At 40.3% G+C, this 20,175-nt stretch carries 14 protein-coding genes; 4 read left to right on the top strand and 10 right to left on the bottom strand.

Going from position 1 to position 20,175, the window contains the following annotated elements:
* Positions 1-5: 5 nt before the first annotated feature.
* The 6 genes from ABR189_RS05675 to ABR189_RS05700 form a co-directional block, all read right to left on the bottom strand.
* Positions 6-1,136, bottom strand: coding sequence for a site-2 protease family protein (locus ABR189_RS05675; protein WP_354659485.1), 1,131 nt, complete (start codon positions 1,134-1,136; stop codon positions 6-8).
* Between the two features lie 57 nt (positions 1,137-1,193).
* Positions 1,194-2,015, bottom strand: coding sequence for an adenine nucleotide alpha hydrolase family protein (locus tag ABR189_RS05680; protein WP_354659486.1), 822 nt, complete (start codon positions 2,013-2,015; stop codon positions 1,194-1,196).
* 117 nt (positions 2,016-2,132) lie between these two features.
* Positions 2,133-6,329: an alpha-glucan family phosphorylase gene (gene glgP, locus ABR189_RS05685; RefSeq protein ID WP_354659487.1), complete on the bottom strand. Its 4,197-nt coding sequence runs from the start codon at positions 6,327-6,329 to the stop codon at positions 2,133-2,135.
* Positions 6,292-7,341 carry a hypothetical protein gene (locus tag ABR189_RS05690; protein ID WP_354659488.1) on the bottom strand — a complete coding sequence of 350 codons (1,050 nt, stop codon included), beginning with the start codon at positions 7,339-7,341 and terminating at the stop codon, positions 6,292-6,294. The genes glgP and ABR189_RS05690 overlap by 38 nt, the downstream gene beginning before the upstream one ends.
* 12 nt (positions 7,342-7,353) lie before the next feature.
* Positions 7,354-8,643, bottom strand: a complete 1,290-nt coding sequence (locus tag ABR189_RS05695) for a glycosyltransferase family 4 protein (protein WP_354659489.1) — start codon at positions 8,641-8,643, stop codon at positions 7,354-7,356.
* 11 nt (positions 8,644-8,654) lie between these two features.
* Positions 8,655-10,613, bottom strand: a complete 1,959-nt coding sequence (locus ABR189_RS05700; RefSeq protein WP_354659490.1) for an amylo-alpha-1,6-glucosidase — start codon at positions 10,611-10,613, stop codon at positions 8,655-8,657.
* Between the two features lie 347 nt (positions 10,614-10,960).
* Here ABR189_RS05700 and ABR189_RS05705 point away from each other — a divergent pair, with 347 nt between their 5' ends.
* Positions 10,961-11,542, top strand: a complete 582-nt coding sequence (locus ABR189_RS05705) for a c-type cytochrome (RefSeq protein ID WP_354659491.1) — start codon at positions 10,961-10,963, stop codon at positions 11,540-11,542.
* Between the two features lie 334 nt (positions 11,543-11,876).
* On the opposite strand, the gene ABR189_RS05710 is transcribed toward ABR189_RS05705, so the two are convergent.
* A complete protein-coding gene (locus ABR189_RS05710) occupies positions 11,877-13,649 on the bottom strand; it encodes a DUF4209 domain-containing protein (RefSeq protein WP_354659492.1) in 1,773 nt (590 codons plus the stop codon).
* 203 nt (positions 13,650-13,852) lie between these two features.
* Here ABR189_RS05710 and ABR189_RS05715 point away from each other — a divergent pair, with 203 nt between their 5' ends.
* Positions 13,853-14,590, top strand: coding sequence for a hypothetical protein (locus ABR189_RS05715; protein ID WP_354659493.1), 738 nt, complete (start codon positions 13,853-13,855; stop codon positions 14,588-14,590).
* Positions 14,591-14,707: 117 nt separating this feature from the next.
* Here the strand turns inward: ABR189_RS05715 and ABR189_RS05720 are convergent, their stop codons facing one another.
* Together ABR189_RS05720 and ABR189_RS05725 are read right to left on the bottom strand one after the other, a co-directional pair.
* Entirely contained in the window at positions 14,708-16,078 is a 1,371-nt protein-coding gene (locus ABR189_RS05720) for a YopA family protein (protein ID WP_354659494.1), read from the bottom strand.
* 277 nt (positions 16,079-16,355) lie between these two features.
* Positions 16,356-17,357, bottom strand: coding sequence for a hypothetical protein (locus ABR189_RS05725; protein WP_354659495.1), 1,002 nt, complete (start codon positions 17,355-17,357; stop codon positions 16,356-16,358).
* A 385-nt stretch (positions 17,358-17,742) separates the two neighbouring features.
* Between ABR189_RS05725 and ABR189_RS05730 the strand changes: the two genes are divergently transcribed.
* Both ABR189_RS05730 and ABR189_RS05735 read left to right on the top strand, forming a co-directional pair.
* Complete coding sequence (locus ABR189_RS05730; protein WP_354659496.1) at positions 17,743-18,138, top strand: helix-turn-helix domain-containing protein; 396 nt, start codon at positions 17,743-17,745, stop codon at positions 18,136-18,138.
* A 241-nt stretch (positions 18,139-18,379) separates the two neighbouring features.
* The gene (locus ABR189_RS05735; protein ID WP_354659497.1) at positions 18,380-18,769 is read left to right on the top strand and encodes a hypothetical protein; all 390 of its coding nucleotides are present in this window, start codon (positions 18,380-18,382) and stop codon (positions 18,767-18,769) included.
* A 265-nt stretch (positions 18,770-19,034) separates the two neighbouring features.
* Here the strand turns inward: ABR189_RS05735 and ABR189_RS05740 are convergent, their stop codons facing one another.
* A complete protein-coding gene (locus ABR189_RS05740) occupies positions 19,035-20,084 on the bottom strand; it encodes a DUF7638 domain-containing protein (RefSeq protein WP_354659498.1) in 1,050 nt (349 codons plus the stop codon).
* Between the last annotated feature and the right edge of the window lie 91 nt (positions 20,085-20,175).

Consider the following 20,175-nt stretch of genomic DNA (forward strand, 5'->3'; position numbering starts at 1 on the left):
TGGTTTTAACCCGCCCATAGAAATTTATACATAGCACCTTTGTGATTATGTTTCCTCAGATTTGCATCATGTACGATCAGGTATTCTATTATGTTTTGCATATTCACAATACCCGTTATCCGGCCTTCTGAAACTACCGGAAAAGCGGCTGCTTTATTATCCGAAATTTTATCAATCACTTCTGCTATAGCGCTTCCCTCATCAAGCTCAGGAGCATTTGTTGTCATTAATTGTTGGACAGTTTTTTCATGATTCCCATCTGATATCGAACGGAGAATGGTGCTCCGTTCAATTAAACCGGTAATAACTGCGTTTTCCATCACAAGGAAGTATTTATCCTGGTGCAGCAGCATTTTTTCAGCGGCTTTGCTAATCGTCATACTTGCGGAGAATGAGTGGTAAGTATTTACGGCTAGATCCTTTAAATACAACCCTTTCGCTGCTGCTTTCAGGTACACCAGTTTTTCCTCTCCTGCACCGCTGACTATTATAAAGAAACCGATAAATATCAGTATAATATCAAAGATGATTAATCCGCCTATAATAAAGATACCGGCAATGATCCTGCCAATAAAAGCAGCAATAGCGGTTGAACGAACTGCATCCATACGTAGCCCCAATATGCCTCTGAGTATCCTTCCACCGTCCATAGGAAAGGCAGGGATCAGGTTAAACAACGCCAGTATTATATTAATCACATACAGGTAATATAGAAAATTGTTCATGTTCACTAATCCAATAACCGCTGTCGCCTTCCAGAATGGTGGGTATCCGGAGATGAAAGGATGCAATATCGCTGCAATCAGTAGGTTCACTACCGGGCCTGCTGCACTGACAATAATTTCGGGTACCGGTTTTTCCGGCATTTTTTCCATAGCTGCAATACCTCCTATTGGGAGCAACGTAATACTCTTGGTGTGGATACCATATTTGGTCGCTGCCAGCGAATGACCCAGTTCATGAAATATTACGCATGAAAATAAAGAAGCAACCGCTATTACAGACCATAATACCTCGCTTATAGCTGTTCCTGTGGCACTTTGTATAAATAACATTAATACTATAAGCAGTACAAAAGACCAGTGCAGGTAAATGTTGGTATGTTTGACAGTAAATAATTTTAAACTGTTTTTCATTTTATAATATTTACTTGAAAAACTAATGAAACAGCAACTGTTAGCAATAAGGCAGAATTACCGGTGTGCAATGAAAACCGGCACCTTATGTTCATTCAGAATTTCGGTTACAAAACTCTTTTTAAACAGCTGGGATAGCTCAGACCGAGCAAATGATCCACAAACCAATAAGGGCGATTTAATAGCTGCAAGCCAGGTCTCAAAGTGCTTTTCCGGTATTGCTTCCGGTGTATGTATTGTGAGATCGGAGAAATGTTTTGTTACCAGTTCTGCTATGTCTGGAAGGGCTGGGATAGCCGTTTTTTTTCTGGTTGTTGCATGTACGAGGATGGTCTTTTTATGGGAGAGTTCCGGGAACAGGTAATAGAAATTCTTAATGGCGAAAGCCGCATTTTCACTACCATCGTAGGCAAGGATAATGCTTTCAGGGAAGGTGGATAATTCAGGCACCAGCAACACAGGGCATTCTGCATCATGTATAATCATTCTGAGATACTCATTAGGAGATTCCAGGCTAATATCTTCATAAAATTTCTCGCTGTCTAATATCAGCAGATCTGCGAAGCGGGTTTCTTTTTTCAATTCTGGCATTGTAGCTTCATAAGGATGTCTATGTACCCGGTATTCAATATTTCGCCGGATACATTCCAGCTCAAATGTTTTCACATTCCGCTCTATTTGCTCGGCAGTATGCGTTTCTAAGGTGGGTATAAAGGAGGAGCCTCCGCCAGGGGCATAACTCCAGGAAGCAGAGATATCTACCCGGGGCAAAAACGCACCGGTCAGAAAAATGGGTTGTATTTCGTTGAGCTGGCATGCGAATTCAAAAGCGCTTTTCGGGAAATGTGAGCCGTCAAAAGCCAGTAGTATCTTTTTCATACATCAGTTTTGAAATAAAAGTACCCTTTTGTGCTTTCAGGAAAAATGATTTGCGGCAACCCTTGTATTGATCTTCATCAGCCAGGGGAAACGTGAGATCACCAATGGGCCGGATGATTATATCCAGGTCATCAATGGAAAGTCCTGACGATTAGGTAGCATGGGATGTTTTGGGAAAACCCTGAAGCCGTAAAAAAGCGTACCGGAAAAGGGCAACAGTACCTGACATGAGTAAGTGATCCTGTTATTATTTACTCCTTCAATTGTTAACTCCTGGACAGCTATATAATTGTATGGTTGCTCTTTATTATAGAAAACTACTTCCAAACCAACTTCATCTGCACGTAAAGTTCCGATAGAGAGGCTTATTCTTGCCTTAAAGGGTGCTCCGGAGGATTGGATGAAATTTCCCCCCTGCGGCGTTTCGATCGTCATTACATGTATTTCCTGCCAGGTGTTGCGTATCCTCTTTTTCCAGGCTACTAAATCCCTGGTGTTTTTATATCCTGCAGCCAGTAAGAGTTCACTCCTGTTGTATAGTTGCTCATAGCAATGGCTATATTCAGTGATGGCACGATTCATATCAAATTGAGGCGTTATATTGGATAAGCCCGTTTTAATCATATTGATCCATTTTTCAGGCAATCCCTTGTCATTACGTTCAAAGAAAAGCGGTACTATTTCTTTCTCCAGCAGATCATACATTACAGCTGCATCACATTGATCATGGTAGCCATCCTGTTCCGGTGAACTGCTGATATCCAAAGCCCATCCTGCATGTTCATAGTTTGCCTCCGCCCACCAGCCTTCCTTTGTGCTGCAATGGAGAACACCGTTGCAAACAGCTTTCATGCCGCTGGTGCCGGAAGCTTCCATGGTATGTTCCGGCGTATTTAGCCATACATCCACTCCTTGTGTCAGCAATGCAGCTAATTCCATGTCATAATCTTCCAGGAATAAAATGCGCCCATTCAATACCGGCATCGCAATTTCGGTTATCACTTTTTTTAACAATGCGATGCCCTCTGTGTCATTAGGGTGAGATTTGCCGGCTAGGATAATGAGCACCGGATATCTGGTATCATTGATAATAGTGGCCAGCCGTTTTATATCATTAAACAACAGCCCGGCTCTTTTGTAGGAAGCAAACCGTCTTGCAAAACCGATCACTAATGTATCCTGTGCCATATCCTCCCGGATGAAATTGTTTTTTTTAATTATTTCATCAAGTACCGGAGTATTGGTTTGTTGCCTGTTGATAATACCCTGCCACATATCCCTTTTCAGTTTTTTTCGTATGTCCCATATTATGTTATGCGGGATGAGAGACGCTTTTCCTGACCTGATATCGCTGATGTATGGGTGCCATGCAGGAGCCATCCAGGTTGGTAGATGAATGCCATTGGTGATATTGGTAATATGAAGCTCATCGGGTTTGGAATTTTTCCACAAAGGATTTAGTAAGTTACAGGAGATCCCCCGGTGTTGTTTACTTACCGCATTTATCCCCTGTGAAAGCGTGGCAGCAAAATGCATCATGGAGAACCCTCCCTGGCTATGCTCTTCTCCTGTAGCGCCCAGTTTCATTAAGGTATCCCAGCTGATATTAAAATCTTTTGCCAGGTAAGACAGGTAGGTTCTGAGTAGTACTTCGTCGAAAACATCTTTTGCTGCAGTCACAGCAGTATGTGTAGTAAACTGGGTGGTACATTTAACAATTTCCATTGCTTCATCAAAGCTCAGATGCGATTGTTGCATGATATTACGTATTCGTTCCAGGATAGTAAATGCAGCATGGCCTTCATTGATGTGATACAGGTTCGGTTGTATGCCTAATGCTTCCAGCATTTTTACACCACCTATACCCAGCAGGATCTCCTGTTTTAGTCTCATTTCAGGATCACTGTTATATAGCTGCCCTGATATTTGCCGGTCTTCTTCATTGTTCGCTGTTACATCTGTATCCAGCAGATACAGGTTAATACGTCCAACAGCTAACTTCCATACTGCAGCATGCACAATACGGCCAGGAAAGGACAGCTCAATACTTAGGGGTTCACCGTGGCCATTTTTCACTGGGTAAACCGGAAGATTTTCCAGTGTGATTACTTCCGGTATAACGAGTTGTTCGCCGGTAGGAGATATTTTTTGTTTAAAATATCCGTGCTTATATAAAAGACCGGTTGCTACCAGGTTTAGCTGCTGATCACTTGCAGCCTTGATATAATCGCCTGCAAGTATCCCAAGCCCCCCTGCGTAAAGCTTCAGGTCTTTCTGCAAACCATATTCCATACAGCAATAAGCTACTAAAGGCGCCTTCTTATCAGCAGGTTGCATATATTGTTGATAGGCAGCTGATACTTTTTGCTGCATTTGCAGGAAGGTGGCGTCCTTTTCAAGCCTGACAAGGTTGTCTGGCCGGATCGTCTTAAGTAATAGACACGGATTTTGTTTACTGTGTTTCCAGCCGTTATTATCTGCATAGTCGTATAGTGCGCAGGCTTCCGGATGCCACGACCACCAGAGGTTATGGCTGATATTTTGCAGTGGCTGAAGGGGAGCAGGGAAAACAGGTTGCAGGGTTATTTCTCTCCAAACAGGTTTGGAAGCTGATGTATCCTCAATACTTGCTTCGGCTGGAGATACCTGTGGTTTATTGTAGAAGAGTTGTTCCCGTTGGACACTTTTCTGCAGCGCCAGATCATAAGCCTGGTAATAATAAATAAGGAGATGGTCCCATAGGAATTGTTCCGCTAAATGGGCAGCGCTTTTCCGGGCAGCTTCGGTATCCGCTACTGTTTGTCCGGCATAGGTACTGATAATTTCAGCGATGCGGGAGGCTGCTGCGCGTTCATTGTTATCATTTCTCTCCACTATAAACATTCCTTTATCATTAGACCCGGAAATCCTGTTCACTGCACTGCTGAAGCCTGAAACGTTTGTAGAAACAGCAGGGATGTGAAATGCTACGCTTTCCAGCGGAGTATAACCCCAGGGTTCATAATAAGAGGGGAATATCGCGAGGTCAAACCCTATGAGGGTATCGTAGTAATTGAGGTTAAATATGCCATCTGCTCCGTTAAGGTATACAGGGGCATAAATGATCTTTACATGATTAGCAGGAGAATTATCCAGTTGTTGCTGCCGGATATGATTCAATATAGAATCTGCATCTGCCCCTTGTAAATTATGGGTTAGTACTTCCCCGGTCCGGCATGTAAGTGGCGTTTGTGATAGTAAGTTATCCTGCAATATTTTACGCGGGCCAGTATGATTAGCAGGGACAAAAATAAATGCCAGGATGTTTCGCTTTATTTCTTTTGACTTATTCAATAATGAAATAGCATCAATAAAGGTACCTGTACCTTTATTCCTGTATTCATATCTGCCGCTTTGGATGACGAGCAGGCTATCTTCCGGTTGCTGCTGGCCGAAAAGAGCAGTGGCAACATTTAATAATACACTTCTTGCTTTGGTTCGTTTGATATCATACAACGGAGAACTGGGTATAATATCCGCATCAAATCCGTTGGGAGTAATAAAATCAGGGTATTTACCAAGAAATTTTTCACATTCTTTTGCAGTGAAGCTGCTTACACATGTAAAGCAATCAGCGGTATAAGCGGTGGTTTTTTCCAGGGAATATTTGGATATGATATTGAAATCCCTGGCAACCTGTTCTGCATGAAATTTTTCAAAGCTGCTATAGAAAGGTAAACCACTACCGGATATTGCCCGGCCACATACGGTGGCATGTGTAGTAAATACAGTGGCTATCTGGGGAATGTTTTCTTCCAGGTATAAAACGCCTGTACCTGTCATCCACTCGTGAAACTGGGCTATGATATGATCGGTGGCATTGAGGTGGCAATGGTAAAAACCCTCAATTACTTTTCCTGCTGCATATCCAAACATGGCGGGTTCAATATAATCCCATTGACCAGACAGGGAATCTAAACGGAATTTTGTCCAGAAGTGCGTAAAGATTTCATTTTTTTGCTGAAAGAAAGGGGTAAAATCTACAAGGATCACCAATGGATTCCCTGGAATGTTCCACCTACCTGTTCGCACCCTCATCCCGATTTTCTGCATATGTTTTTTCCAGGTGGGGAACAGGTTTTTATCTTCTGTAAATTCGGGGTTGCCGGTAACACCGGCGGGCAATTCAGGCCCGATCATGATCAACCGGTTGCCGAATTGCTCTTGTAATAAGCGCGCCTTGGTTGTTAATACGGTATGTATACCACCCACTTTATTGCATACTTCCCAGCTTACCTCAAAGATGTAATCCGGCTTCAAGCGTATATCGGCCATTGCTAATAATTTTTTTCTTTTCCAGGGAATGGTCTGTACGGAGGGAGAAATCTGTCAGCACATTCATATAATTAATGAAGGCATCAAAAGGATTATCATATGGGCTAAGGGAATTTACGGCCTCCTGATGAATGCCCATATAATAAAAATGATCCGCACTTTGCAGGTACAGCCAATCCTGCTTCAGCTGTGCATCATCAGTGGCACGTACTTTATTTCCGAGTGTATACAAAGTATCGAAAGCATCCTGTTGCATATCATTATTCAGCCAAGGCTGTAAGTCATAAGTTTCTTCCGGCACAGTTGCTGTTTGTGGCCTCATAATAGCTGCTACTGTGGGTAATAGTTTTGTTACTTCTGATGGCTGCAGCAGGTAATTGTTTTGTTGTAATATCTCATCGGGTAGATATTTGGCAAAACCGGTGATCATATCTGCATGTTCATGAAATTTGCCGAATGTCTGATAATCTATGAATAAGTTGATGATTTTTTCTTTTGGAAAAGCACTATTCGTGAGCGTGGCATTGAAACCCATAGCGGCGCCCATATCAGCAATTGTCTTATTATAGAGCTGCGTGGTATTACAGAATACCTTTGGAGAAGACCCAAATAAACCAGTTATTCTGGCAGCGTGTTTTTTTACCTGGAGATTAAATTCCTCTTTGCTTTTCAATGCAGCAAGTGAATGACTGTAAGTGTCGGCCATAAATTCAACACAACCCGTATCAGTGAGCGCACGAAAGCTTTCAATCAGTTCCGGCATATAGATTTCAAATTGATCCAATGCGGTACCTGAAATGGAAAAATTCACGCGAAGCTGACGGTTACTGGCCTTTATCAGTTTCAGCAGTACCCTGTTGGCTGGTAAATAGGATTGGAGGGATACCCGCCTGAGTATTTCATTGTTCAGGTTTTCATTATAATAGGGCATGCCGTTTCCTATATCCATGAAGGAAAACGTGTTTAACCGGAAAGGCTGATGTACCTGGAAATGAAGACAGATGTTTTTCATGGACGATAATAATTAATAAAACATAGAGATAAGATGATCATATATTTTTTTAATATGGGATGCTTGTTTTTCCCAGCTAAGCGCATTTAGCTCCTGGGTACTTTCACGTTTGAGTAAGCTGTGTATACCCTTGTATCTGGCCAGTGCGTATATACAATTCGCCATATCAAAAGTATCAGGACTGTCTATTTTTAATGCATACTGGAGCACTTCCTGTACACCTGACTGCCTGGAGATTATAACTGGAACGCCAGCCCTGATGGCTTCCAGCGGGATAATTCCGAAAGGTTCGGAAACTGAAGGCATTACAAATACATCGCTGATAGTCAAAAGCTTATTCAATTCTGCCTCTTTTAGAAAACCTGGGAAATGAAAATATCGTGAAATACGTAGTTGGGCTGCGTATGAAATCATCGCTTTTAGCATATCTCCACTGCCGGCCATGACAAAACGGAACGACTTATCAACTTTTAATATTTTAGCTGCAGCCTCAATAAAATAGGCAGGCCCTTTCTGGTAGGTTATTCTGCCGGCGAAGGTGATCACCTTTTCTTTAAAGTTTTTTGAAGGTAAGCTCTTTTGTATTCCAGCAACCGGCAATACGGCGTTATGAACTGTTACTACTTTGTCAGCAGGAATAAAATAGCGGTCAATGATAATCCGTCTTGTAAGCTCACTTACCGCAATGACTTTGTCAGCTTTCAGCATGCCCAACCGCTCCGTTTCATACACCTGTGTATTGATATTGTTTCCTGAGCGGTCAAATTCTGTGGCATGAACATGAACAATCAATGGTTTACCACTTACAGCCCTGGCCATTATACCTGCAGGGAAGGTGAGCCAGTCGTGTACATGGATAACGTCAAAATCATGCTGTGTAGCTATAGTAACAGCAGTTAATGCGTATTGCCATATTTCTTTCATCAGGTCCTTTCCATAACCGCCGGTGAATGGATACCGCATCACGGGCCTGCTGGTGGTTTGGCTGCTGGTAACAGTAGTGGTTTTAGCTGAAGCTGCAAATGTTTCGGGACTGTGATAAGGGAGGACCGGGCTATTTACTTCAAAATAGGAGAACGTTTCTCGTAATTTTTCTGTATGGATGGATGACGCAGGTATCTCTACATCACTGGCGCCCACTACTTTGATTTTCTCCGCATCTTCATTTCCATGCTTTTTGGGCACCACAAATAGCACCTTCACATCATTAGCTGCCAATCCGGTAGCTATGCCAAGACATGCCGTACCTAATCCTCCGGAAATATGTGGAGGAAACTCCCAGCCAAACATCAGGACCTTCATATTGGTAATGTTTAATATTTATGATTATTCAACAGATCTTTGAATCGTAAAAGTTCTGCCACACTCCATGCCTGGGAAACGGCGCCACCCGCCTTGTAGGGGAAGTCCCCATCAAATATTTCCGCCACTGTATAAAGGCAGCTCTCTTCAAGGGCAGGTGCCAGCCCTTCATATATTTCTTCCAGTAATGGTATTCCTTCCTGCTTGTATACCTTCAGGTATCCTTCTGCAAAATGCCCCAGCATCCACGGCCATGCAGTACCCTGGTGATACGCCATGTCACGGGTAGCTTGATCGCCGCCATAATGTCCCTGATAACGTACATCATGCGGAGATAAGGTGCGTAATCCTCTTGGCGTCAGCAGCTCTTCTTTTATTTTATCCATGACCGCCTTTTGTTGCTCATCTGTTAGTGGAGAGAAGGGGAGTGAAACTGCAAATAGCTGATTAGGGCGTACAGACCAATCGGTATATGATCCATTTACGCAGTCTGCCAGGTATTTTTTCCCTGGATCCCAAAAACAGTGCACAAAAGAATCCTGGATCTTTTCCGGGTAAGCGGCCCATTTTTTTACAAAGTCTTTATCACCTGCTTTTGCGGCTATCATCAGGCAGAAACAAACAGCGTTATACCAGAGGGCATTTATTTCCACTGCTTTGCCATTGCGGGGTGTAACTGGTTTGTTATCGATGATGGCATCCATCCAGGTGAGGGCATATTCTTCTTCTCCGGCATGTATTAATCCATCTTCCTCCATCCTGATGCTGCATAGGGTACCTCGCTGGTAGTGTTCCAATATGGCAGTAAGGGAGGGACCGTATATCTCCCAAAGCCTTTCTCCTGCCACATAATACTGAACAAATTGCTGCATAGCCCACACCAGCCAGAGGGAGGCGTCAGCCGTATTGTAGGTTGCCCTGCTGCCATTACCGGTATTGGGGATTACGCCTTCCTGCATATCTTCCAATAAAGTGTCTGCTATTTTTCTGAAATAGTATACATTTCCGGTCAATAGCGTGAGTCCGGGAAGCGATATGCAAGTGTCTCTTCCCCAGGAGCCAAACCAGTAATAACCAGCCTTGATCATGGCACGGTTGTCTTTATTAATGATAAAGCTGCGTGCACTCTTCCTCAGATAATCACCTATTGTTCCCGGCGTTTCCTGCTCCTGGAGCATTGCCTTGACCCGTTCCGGTAAGGCTCCCATATGAGCTGCTTGCAGCCCCACCGCAAAAAAAACGGATTGCCCTGCTTTCAGTGTCAATTCGAAGTATCCCGGTGTATAAAGGTCTTCCCGGTATTCATACCCTCTTTTTTGCTCTTCAGGATAGCTAAAGTTATAATACCAGTCGGCCGCAGGGATGAACTTTCCATCGGCTGAAGATTGCAGATAAAGCGGTGTATAACCAGGATACAATTGAATTGATATCCCATTTGTAACCGCTGTAACTGCTCCATTTACCTGGGCATTCTGATGAGTGACGGTGTGCATATTCCGGAATGCGAGCAGGGGCATCAGGCGCAGGGTGATACCAGCATCAGCTTCCTGTAGCGTATATCGGATATATAAGGTGTTATTCCTAGCCAGAAACAGCCATTCTTTTACCAGTACCATATTGCCAAACCTGTAGGTCCAGGTTGGAATGTAATTGTTATCGAAGGTGTGGATATAACGGAACCCTTCGGGGTAATATATATCCGGATAATAATGTGTACTTAATAGCCATGTTTGACCATCTTTTAGTACCGACTCATCCATGGATGATAATAATACATGATTGTCTGCATCCAGCTGTGGTTGCGGTGCTACATACATGCCGTGATACTTTCTGCTGTTATATCCGCATAGGGTAGTTGAAGCATATGTGCCATTATCACTGACCAAAAGAAACTCCCGGCAGTCTGGTTTTCCTGTATGGTTCAACATCAGTTTGTTCAACAGCGGTTTTTTTGTTTCAGTGAGCTGCATGATGAGGTCAATTGAAATATATCTCAAATATATCAAGGTGATAGGTCCTTATCCATGATCATGGTTAGTCAGGGATATGATTGTAATCAACCTCAGGATTCTTTGCAGCATACATGATTAAAATCAGGATTCCTGTTGGGATTGATTATTGGGACAATGATAATGATGGTAATAAGGATGCGCGGATCAACGACGTGATGCCGTATGACAATTATGGTTAAACAATGGGAGCTTTATTTCAGCGCCTGGATGAAGTAGGTGGATAGCAACTGGAACACCGCAGCAGGAAGGGACACTGTAGGGCTGTAGGGGATAAGCCCAGCAAAGACCTGCTCCAGCAGGTGGTCTTGAATAAACAGTATTCGCTCAAAGATAGGACAGCAGCTACTACCGCTTTAGGCAAAGGCCATAGTGGGGAAGAACGCTTATTACTACTCCTGAAGAAATACCAACTCCCGGATGATGTAAAGAGCGTAGCCGTAACCATATTCAAAAAGACGGATAGACCAGAAATGCGTGAGGCAGCCAGTAAATACCTGGATGGCCTGGCGGTAGCTTCCAGCAAACTACCCCCGGTAGCGGAACTGCTAAAAATGAAAGGCGATGCTACTAGTGGGGCAGCGGTGTTTGAATCCTATTGTAGCACCTGCCATGTGGTAAACAACAAAGGTACCAATTTTGGCCCCAACCTCTCAGAAATTGGCTCCAAACTATCCGTAGAAGCGATGTATAAAGCCATCCTCTCTCCATCTGCTGGCATCAGCTTTGGCTTTGAAGGGTATAACTTCAAGCTGGCCAACGGTACCACACTATCCGGCTACATTGCCAGTCAAACGGAAGATGAAATTACCATCAAAGTAATAGGGGGATTTCCGAAAAGCACAAGAAAACGGAGATTATGGAGAAGAAACCGCTTACCGGATCGCTGATGCCAGATGGCCTGGGTGAAGGGATAGGAGCGGAGAAGTTGGCGGATGTGGTGGCGTATATTGGGGGGCTGAGGAAGGGGTGAGGTAAGATTTGAGTCAAAGAAGTTTGCTAATCAAAGAGCATTCTTACTATAAGGATGATCTCTTGATACTTGAACCTTCTCAAACCTTCTTGAACTATTCGTTTAGCTAAACTTTGTCAGGAAATTCATATAAACCCATACAAACAACAAAATAGTTATGTAGGTTGGATTAAACTGATTGAGGCAATTAGGTTTCGTACTTGTTGTAAGGGCAGGTATCGTTTAAGCGAATCATAGTTGTTTCTATTGACTTAAAACTCTATTTGACTTTCCTTCAGTCGTACCATGCCCAAGCACAATATTGCATGCATAATTCTATCAATATTCTGCTTATTGAGAAAATGGGCAACGTCAAGCATTCCGTGTGCTACATGATTGCGAATATTCCATCCCCGTTTATCTGTAAATAGAGTTTTGAAGTATAGCGATTTGTCTTCTCCAAAAATATCTGTTATAATTTCATCCTTTAGTAAATGATCAAAGGTTTTCAGGTTAAAAGCGTCTTCCTTTTGAATTATTACGCTTCCTCCATTCATTTCTACTAGATTTCTTATGGCTTCTTCAAATTGCGGTATTAGAAGGTGAATAGCAACTATATAGTCTCCGGCAAAGTAAGCTTCAAATCCTTTTTGGAAAATTGGCAGCCTATCCTTCTCTATAATACATGATTTATCAATAAACTTCATAAGTTCATGTATTGTTAATATTCCCCTAGTGATAGCTTCTTCGAAAATAAAATGCAGAAAAATAGTGCCTATTCGGATGGAATTTGAGAGGTGCAATATCAGATGACTAAAGAAATCATCCGAAATAGGTGGTATTCTAGCAACACGCCTCCCCTTTTTATCGAGAAGGTCCCTCGAAAGAATAAATTGAAATGGGGCTACTTTAGATAAACGTTCCAACTCTTCCTTTGCCTCTTCCACTCTTGGTGTGCACGATTCAATAATCCTCACAAAAATAGTTTCTGAATTGTCACCTTCAAGTATCTGGTTTATATACTTGTCAATTTTGTCCTTTGGGATACTGATCTCAGCCGATGTTGATTTCAGATCCTTATCAGCCCCTTTACTAAACATCCGAAGCTTTTTCAAATAGAAATCCGCTTCTTCATTTAATTGAAATTGTTTAGAGAACTGGTAAAGTTGTTCGGCAGAGTGCGATTGATGGAATATTGCAAGCCCATTTGTGGTATTGTCATACGATGTTTCAAGCCCACTTAATATCCTTTTAATTTCTTGAGGTTGTTTATTTCCAAAATAGTAGTTCATCAAACGTTTTGCTGCGCGTTCTGCACACCAAGTATTTACCATCAGCATGTTATCGAAGCGGTCCTCCAGTTTCTTTACAATAGCAGTTTCTTCCATTTTGGAAACTAGTTTCTTTTTGCCGCCTATTAAAAGGTCATATGGGAATCCCCATAGTCCCGGTTTGTCAGGAATAGCAATTTCTTCTTCCAGCTTAAGAATGCCAGCCTTGCATCGTTCTATTAGATCAGGATTGCTTAAATTAAGTGAAACTTCTAGCGCTCGACCAACTTTGCAGATTGTTTGTGTAGAAATTTTATACAATTTCTGGTCGATCAAATCTAGTAGCGATTCGACATATTTTTTAGCAATGGAGAATTGTGGTTTTGAACCGGTGACATACAAACTCATGTCGTATATCAAGCCAGCATAGCGGGCAGCGAGGACAGGATGGTCTGTTTGTTCTAATCTGGTTGACCAATAAGTGATAGTGTCCCGCGTTACCATTGATACAGATGGAGATTCAACAATCGTTCCAGCTTCGTTTTTGGTAATGGATAATGGTATGAAATAGAAGCCTAGCTCTTGAACCTTGTTTTTGCTAGGTTCGAGGAAACTGAACGCAATTAATTCAGCCTTTTCTTGAATTGTAAGCTCACCATAGGATTCAGGGATCTGCTTTTGTAATAGATTGTAAACTTCAGTTTCCTGTAATGGCCTTAGAGGACGCTGTTCAAATGAAGCAAGTATGTCTTTAAAAAGTGCAGTAGGTACCATTTTTTGCTATTGCGAAAGTCGGAAATACATAGAAGATGTTGACCTATTCTATTAAGTGTAAATCTTCTTTACTTTAGCTGTAAGTTGGTTTTGATTACTAGATAGTCATTACCTGATTGAACTCAATGTAGTAAAGTATTCGTAATTTAGAATAAAAATTTGTAATATTATTGCCTCTATAAATTAAATAATAAGAGTACAGTATGACAATTGGTGATTTTCTTATGCAGAACCCCATGTTTATTTCTACTTTTTTAACAGGGTTTATTCTGCCATTGTTCTTGGTGTGGATGAACCTAAATGCTACCTCAAAATTAAAAGATAGAGAGAAAGAGATCGAGCAGAAGCACAAAATTAATAATGATATAAAAGAACTTGAAAAAGCAGTTTATGCATCGCTATCTAAGATGCTTTTTGATATACAACTTTTATATGTAGCACTTTCAGGGTCATGTGTAGACCAAGGTTGTATTGAAGAAGCACTAAAAAAATTTGATGAATCTATAGTTAGATATCATGGGGAGATAGCTAACAACTTGCTGTACATGCCTTCAGAAATAATAAATCTAATTTATAGATTCTATGGTGAAGTTAGTGATCTTAAAATCCGATTAAGAGAATTTGATGAAACAAAGAATTATAAGATGGCACATGTGGCAGTTAACTTAAGCTCAACGGGATTGGCTAAAATAGTAATCGAAGTTCAGGATAAGTTGCTCTCGAAGAATGAAGTGTTAAAAATGAATTTTAATAAGGCTCATCAAGAAATGATGCTTTACTGCTGTGGTAAGAGACCTCCCAGAGAACTTTTTGATGAGTATATAATATTGTTAAGGCAAATAAAACCGGAATTGACAGATGAAGAAATAAGTGAACTTACTAGTAATTGGAGACTGAGAGAAGTACATCAGATAACTGAAATAGACATCCAAGGGAGATGATGAAAGAATTTAGTATTGTATATATTGAGCCTTGAAAGCTTCATGTAAAAAAACTAAATCGACAAACCGAGAATGTATTAACATACATTGTAGGTGTCATAAAGCATAATGTCATTATTAAACCAATAGCTTATTCTCTTGCAAATTTTGGGGATCATTTATCCATGGAACAAGCTGGCCTTGGGTATGACTTAGAAACCCACTAGCTCTATTATTATACTTTCCACTATAGCCAAGAATATTTAAAATACTTAATTCTATATACCAAGTAGCTAAATGAGAAGCCTCCAATAAGGCATTTACAGAAATTTCTAAAAGTTTTTTCCGCTTTTCCTCATTTCCATGAACAAGTGCATTTCTAATAAATACAAATGCCTCTGGAGCATCTATGACAGAGAGCTTCTTAAGCTCCTTAAATTGCATGGGAAGCTCTGGACTTATATTCATTATAGACAGTAATAGACGAATCTTATTTGAGGCATTTAGGTTAAGGGCATCAGATCCAATGACCATTTTACGTTTTTCGACAATAACCCAGTTGTATAACAATTCTAGGGCAGTTTGAGCAAGTATTATTGACCCTTCCAAGCCAGCACTATTGTAATTTACCTGATTGTACCAATAAATTGAAGTATTTAAGACATCTCTTGAATCGGCGTTGTTCCAAAGTTCTCGCATTTTGCTCCAAATAGTACTAAGATTTCCTAAGAACAAGACGTTAGACCAAGAAGGTACAAATTGATAACTATCAGCAGTGATGCTTTTGTACTCTCGCCAAACTACTTTTTCGTTGTGTACCCCTAGCAAAAAAGGTGTGCCTGATCGAAATCCATTTAAAAAAAATAGTAATCTATTAAGACACTTAAATACCGTGGAAACACTGTCGGAAGTCATAGCTCCTTTCTTTTTAGAAATCCTCCCCATATACGTATCAATGAATCCTCCATTTGCTATTAATGAAGCTGTTATTTTTTGAGAGGAAGGGGGTTTATCGAGGGATACTATAAATTCGTGATCTTCAAAGGATAGTCTCCCTTTATATGCTCCATTCTGATTAACTTCTCTAATGCTAGTTCCATGATATTCCCGAAGGTTAATGACAGGGAAGTAGATATCATTTACTGGAATACTGGAATCACCCATGGTGATTTTGTCTGAAGTGCCTGATATATAACTGCTATTTGATCGAGTTGCAAGTATAGTTCCTTTTCCAATGCAAATGTCACCAATATGCAATTCAATATCGTTTGCATCAACCGCGAGAAAGAAAAGATTAGCACTCTCTAGTATGTTTCCCTCGAAAGCTATTCTGCAATAGGGGAACCACTTATAATATATTCTGCCATCGCATTTATAGGTGCTGTTGGAGAGCTTAATATGAAAAACGCCAGTATGTATTTCAACTAATTCATTTGGTTCCCTCATTGTTAAGTATTGAGGGTTGCGTACTGGAATATCCGCAAAAGCATTAGGTATAGAATCTGACATTCGCCAATTTATTTTATGACCATGCTACATGTTTTTTATATAAATGCTTTTTTTGTTTCTTTATGTTTACAAGTAGCGAAACTGGTATAGAATTTAGTATTTGCAATATAATGAAAAAAGAGAAACTAGATTAAAGAAAATATCTGAAAGTGGTTCTTCAAAACTTAGTAATGGTACCACTTGTAATTCCGAAGAAGAAAATTTTACTTCCTGTTGAGCTAATACATTGACGAATTAAGCCATTTTACAAGCTTAATGTAATTTGTAAATTATTTTGTCATACCACCCCCTCAAACACCCTCCCCACCACTTCCTGCAATCTCCCCACACTCTCAAACACCCCCTCCATCTGACCACAATTGATAGCTCCACTATTACTTAAATTAGCAGAATTCAGCACACACAACTGATGCGGCGTAAATACCGCTGCTATTTCATCGGTTACGAACAGCGTTTGCTTTAACAGGCTGTAAATGCTTTGTCTAGGGATAGGGTGCCCGGTAAGCGCAGTAAGAAATGCCCTTAGGAGGTGCTCAGTTGTTTGGTGCAGCAGGAGTAGGGCTGATTTATAGTCTTGCTTTTGCCTAAAGGTTGCTGCTTGTTCAAAATAGGCCGGCACTTGGGCTATATGTTCAATAAAAGCACTCTTTACATCCTCTATGGGTATTTTCCCAGGTATGGGTATAAAGCTATCCCTGGAAGAAAAGAGGAGCTTTTCAGGTTTGCAGGTATTGGCATAAAATAGGTGTCCTGCTTTGAGGTAATAATGTACATCAGCTGCTTTGAGGAACATGACATTCAGGAGGGCAGGTTCGGGGAAGTATTTATCTATCTGCATGTGGTAATGGTCAAAGCTCTTATTGGCATTATTGGCGATGACATATAGCACACTTACTTTATGGTCATTTTGGAGATGGGTATTGGCCAGGAATATTTTATCAATACCAGGTATGTGTTTCCCGGATTGTATGATGCTTTCGCGTAGGCTATTATAAATAGCTACCTCTCCATGGTCTTTAATCTTCCGTGCATGTATGGCGTGTACCGCTTCCAGGGTCTTTTCCATGTATTGGAGAAAGCGTAGGAGGCCCTCTTTCTCTGCCTGGTGCATCTTGTGGAAGCTGCCGGTTACAGTGGCATACAGGAGACGCCATTGTTTATCCCGGATACCGTGTAGATGATCATAATTACAAAAGTCGGCAATTACCTGATAGGGGTTTGTCACCTCTTCGGTGGTCAGTTTAATAGGATAGCTGATTTCTATATTCCTTTTATGCATAGCTAATCTTTTAAAGTTAAATGCAATGAGATAAAAGAAATAACCATGTAGAAACAGGGTTATTGATGTCCATGCCATTTTTTTACTAAACTTAGATGGATCAGTTTGCAATTCGATTTAAGACCTGGGTACAATCAATCTGATAAACAAAGTAACATCATCCTGGTATTGTACCGAACCAAAATTGCTTGTAAAATACCAGAAGGTACTTGTCTTTTACGGCCTTATCTGTATTGGGTTTTGGAGAAATGTATAGCACTGTTTGGTACGATACAAAGTTCCGCTGGTACCATACCAACGTGTTCATTTTTTGCTACAAAATGAACAGCGCTATTTTGCTTCTTATGCCTTATATTCAGTATATTTGTAGACAATAACACATACCATGGCACAAGTTCATCACGGAAGAGGCGTAAAAAGAATACGTGAAATACTTCAGATCAAGCAGGAAGTATTAGCTGATACTTTGGGCATCAGTCAGCAAAGTGTTTCTTTATTAGAAACCAAAGAAACTATTGATGCTGAAATGTTACAGTCTATTGCACAGGCATTAGGTGTACCTCCCGAAGCTATTAAGCATTTTGACGAGAATGCTGCTATTAGCATAGTAGCAAATTCTTTTAGTGACTTTAAGGAGCATGCCATTGCTTCTGCCATGAATTACCAATGCTCTTTCAATCCCATTGATAAGGTTGTTGAGTTGTTAGAAAGATCACTGAAAGAAAAAGATGCTGAAATAGAAAGGCTGAGAGAAGAACTCGCCAAACTTAGAAAGAAATAACTTTATAGTAGTATACTAACAAAGGCAACCTTGATCTTCAGGGTTGCCTTTGTTGCCTTAGGGAGGATCCTGCTTGCAAATGGCGTTAAGCTATTACATTTTAGAAGGGAACGCTGGTTATAACACCTTTTGTTTAAGTTTGAATCTCATATAAAATGTTAGTATACGGATACTAGCATTTTAGTTACATTTGAAATCGATAAAATATATTAGTTTAGGATATTTACTTATACCTTTTGTTATGGATCATCCCGAAGAGGCAACGCCCACTCTTTATCCGAGAATCTTAGTATTCATTTATGCTTTGTTTTTTCCTATCATTGGTGGGGTTATCTTACTATCCATCAATCTGAAAAAGCTAAAGCGGCATATGAGTATTCTTTGGCTTTTTATTGGATTTCTTCTTTTTGAATCGGTACACTTAAAATGGATAATGGAAGATGGTCTGTCTATTTGGACGTTTTTTCTGCCCGTGGGTTTAGGCGCTATTTTTTTGATATTTCCAATATGGGATGTGCTTTTAAAAGGCACTAATACTTATAAGAGAAAGGGTGTTTGGGTACCTTTAATTGTGATGTTACTTATTTGGGTACCTTTAATGCTCATTAATTTTTTTAAACTGGCAGATTGATTTTATTGAGCCAAGCCAAACTATACCATCTCAAGTCCTAAATTCAGGAAAATATAAATAGAACACCCTCGTCATGAACTCACCAAACTAAAAAATAACTTCAAATTGCATAAAAGACAAAAGCGGCTACTATACTACAGTAACCGCTTTTGCTTTTATATCAATCTGAATCTCCTAAGTTTTCTCCTCCCGTAAAATCACTGATTGAAAAAAAGGATGTTAACACCCCTTCCTGATAGCATTCAACCCCATTTTCATATAGAAATTATTCTTCGCTTTCATCTTTAGGCTTAGGTATGCTAATAGTTGGCAATTTTCCCCCCATTGATTTTGCAACTTGGTAATGAGACCAGTTTTCAATTTCTTGTTCTCCATAAATTATCATTCTTACTTCTATATCTTTAGTGTCCATATCTCCGACATACATTTTATGATGATCAGGCACATTCTCGTAACTAATTTTCAGTTGTTCTTTGTTTTTGAGCGTTGGATGGTTGATGTATTGCTCATATGCTTCCCTGCAAATATCAACGGAAGAGGGTTCACCTTTTAATTCTCTAATGGTGTCTTTGATTTCAAGTAGTTTATCTTTAACTTCTACAGTGTATTGAGCCTCTTGAACAGTAAAACTTCCAAATCCATTAATATTGACTTTGGAGTTGGGGAGGATTGTTGTTACTATTATTTCTTTAGCTATCAGTTCCTCAAATTCTTGTAAGGTTATTTCCACATTTTTTGCTAAACGGCAAAGGTCAATAGTAAGATCGGGAAAGATAATTGCTTTAACCAGATAGTACTCATTGTCAATCTTGTAAAATAGATCTACACTCTTACCATCTATTTTCTTCGGAAATGGGTCATTGGGTGTTCTTTTATGCTCCTTGTAAATTGATCCTGTGCCACTTTCGCCTATTCTTATTCCATTAATGATTTTGGGACTGTATTGGTAGATGTTTTCTGATTTTGGGTTTAGCTCTTTTATCAGCGATAAAACGTAATCAATAAAGCTCTCTTTGTCAAAGACCCAGGAACCATTGGTAATTGTCCAACTCCCCAGATCATGGATTGAAATCTCCTCATTGTCAGGAATACTTAATGCTACCCAACCTCTTCTAACATCTTTTTTAAAGTGTTCAATGTCTTCAAAGTTCCAACACTGAACTCTGCCATCAGCATAAACATCAATATCAACAAAGAAATAGCTGCTATTATGGATGATAGCAGGAATTGAAAAGCCTTCGATTATTTGTTTCCTATATACTGTTGTAGGGTTAATTGCAGTTCTCCCGGTGTTTTTAAAGAAATTAAAGTTCATGTTGTTTTATTTTTTGAGAAACTTGTTTTCATCGGTTTTGCTAAAGTATTTAAGGATAAATATCATAATTTTGGTTTAAAATATTTGCTAC

The organism is Chitinophaga sp. H8 (assembly GCF_040567655.1).
Taxonomy (GTDB): domain Bacteria; phylum Bacteroidota; class Bacteroidia; order Chitinophagales; family Chitinophagaceae; genus Chitinophaga; species Chitinophaga defluvii.

Bases quoted from the DNA above. Each gene is read 5' to 3' on its own strand.
- ABR189_RS05675 (WP_354659485.1), bottom strand. From the start codon at position 1,136: ATGAAAAACAGTTTAAAATTATTTACTGTCAAACATACCAACATTTAC.
- ABR189_RS05695 (WP_354659489.1), bottom strand. From the start codon at position 8,643: ATGAAGGTCCTGATGTTTGGCTGGGAGTTTCCTCCACATATTTCCGGA.
- ABR189_RS05700 (WP_354659490.1), bottom strand. From the start codon at position 10,613: ATGCAGCTCACTGAAACAAAAAAACCGCTGTTGAACAAACTGATGTTG.
- ABR189_RS05680 (WP_354659486.1), bottom strand. From the start codon at position 2,015: ATGAAAAAGATACTACTGGCTTTTGACGGCTCACATTTCCCGAAAAGC.
- ABR189_RS05725 (WP_354659495.1), bottom strand. From the start codon at position 17,357: ATGCATAAAAGGAATATAGAAATCAGCTATCCTATTAAACTGACCACC.
- ABR189_RS05720 (WP_354659494.1), bottom strand. From the start codon at position 16,078: ATGTCAGATTCTATACCTAATGCTTTTGCGGATATTCCAGTACGCAAC.
- ABR189_RS05690 (WP_354659488.1), bottom strand. From the start codon at position 7,341: ATGAAAAACATCTGTCTTCATTTCCAGGTACATCAGCCTTTCCGGTTA.
- ABR189_RS05710 (WP_354659492.1), bottom strand. From the start codon at position 13,649: ATGGTACCTACTGCACTTTTTAAAGACATACTTGCTTCATTTGAACAG.
- ABR189_RS05730 (WP_354659496.1), top strand. From the start codon at position 17,743: ATGGCACAAGTTCATCACGGAAGAGGCGTAAAAAGAATACGTGAAATA.
- ABR189_RS05715 (WP_354659493.1), top strand. From the start codon at position 13,853: ATGACAATTGGTGATTTTCTTATGCAGAACCCCATGTTTATTTCTACT.
- glgP (WP_354659487.1), bottom strand. From the start codon at position 6,329: ATGGCCGATATACGCTTGAAGCCGGATTACATCTTTGAGGTAAGCTGG.
- ABR189_RS05740 (WP_354659498.1), bottom strand. From the start codon at position 20,084: ATGAACTTTAATTTCTTTAAAAACACCGGGAGAACTGCAATTAACCCT.
- ABR189_RS05735 (WP_354659497.1), top strand. From the start codon at position 18,380: ATGGATCATCCCGAAGAGGCAACGCCCACTCTTTATCCGAGAATCTTA.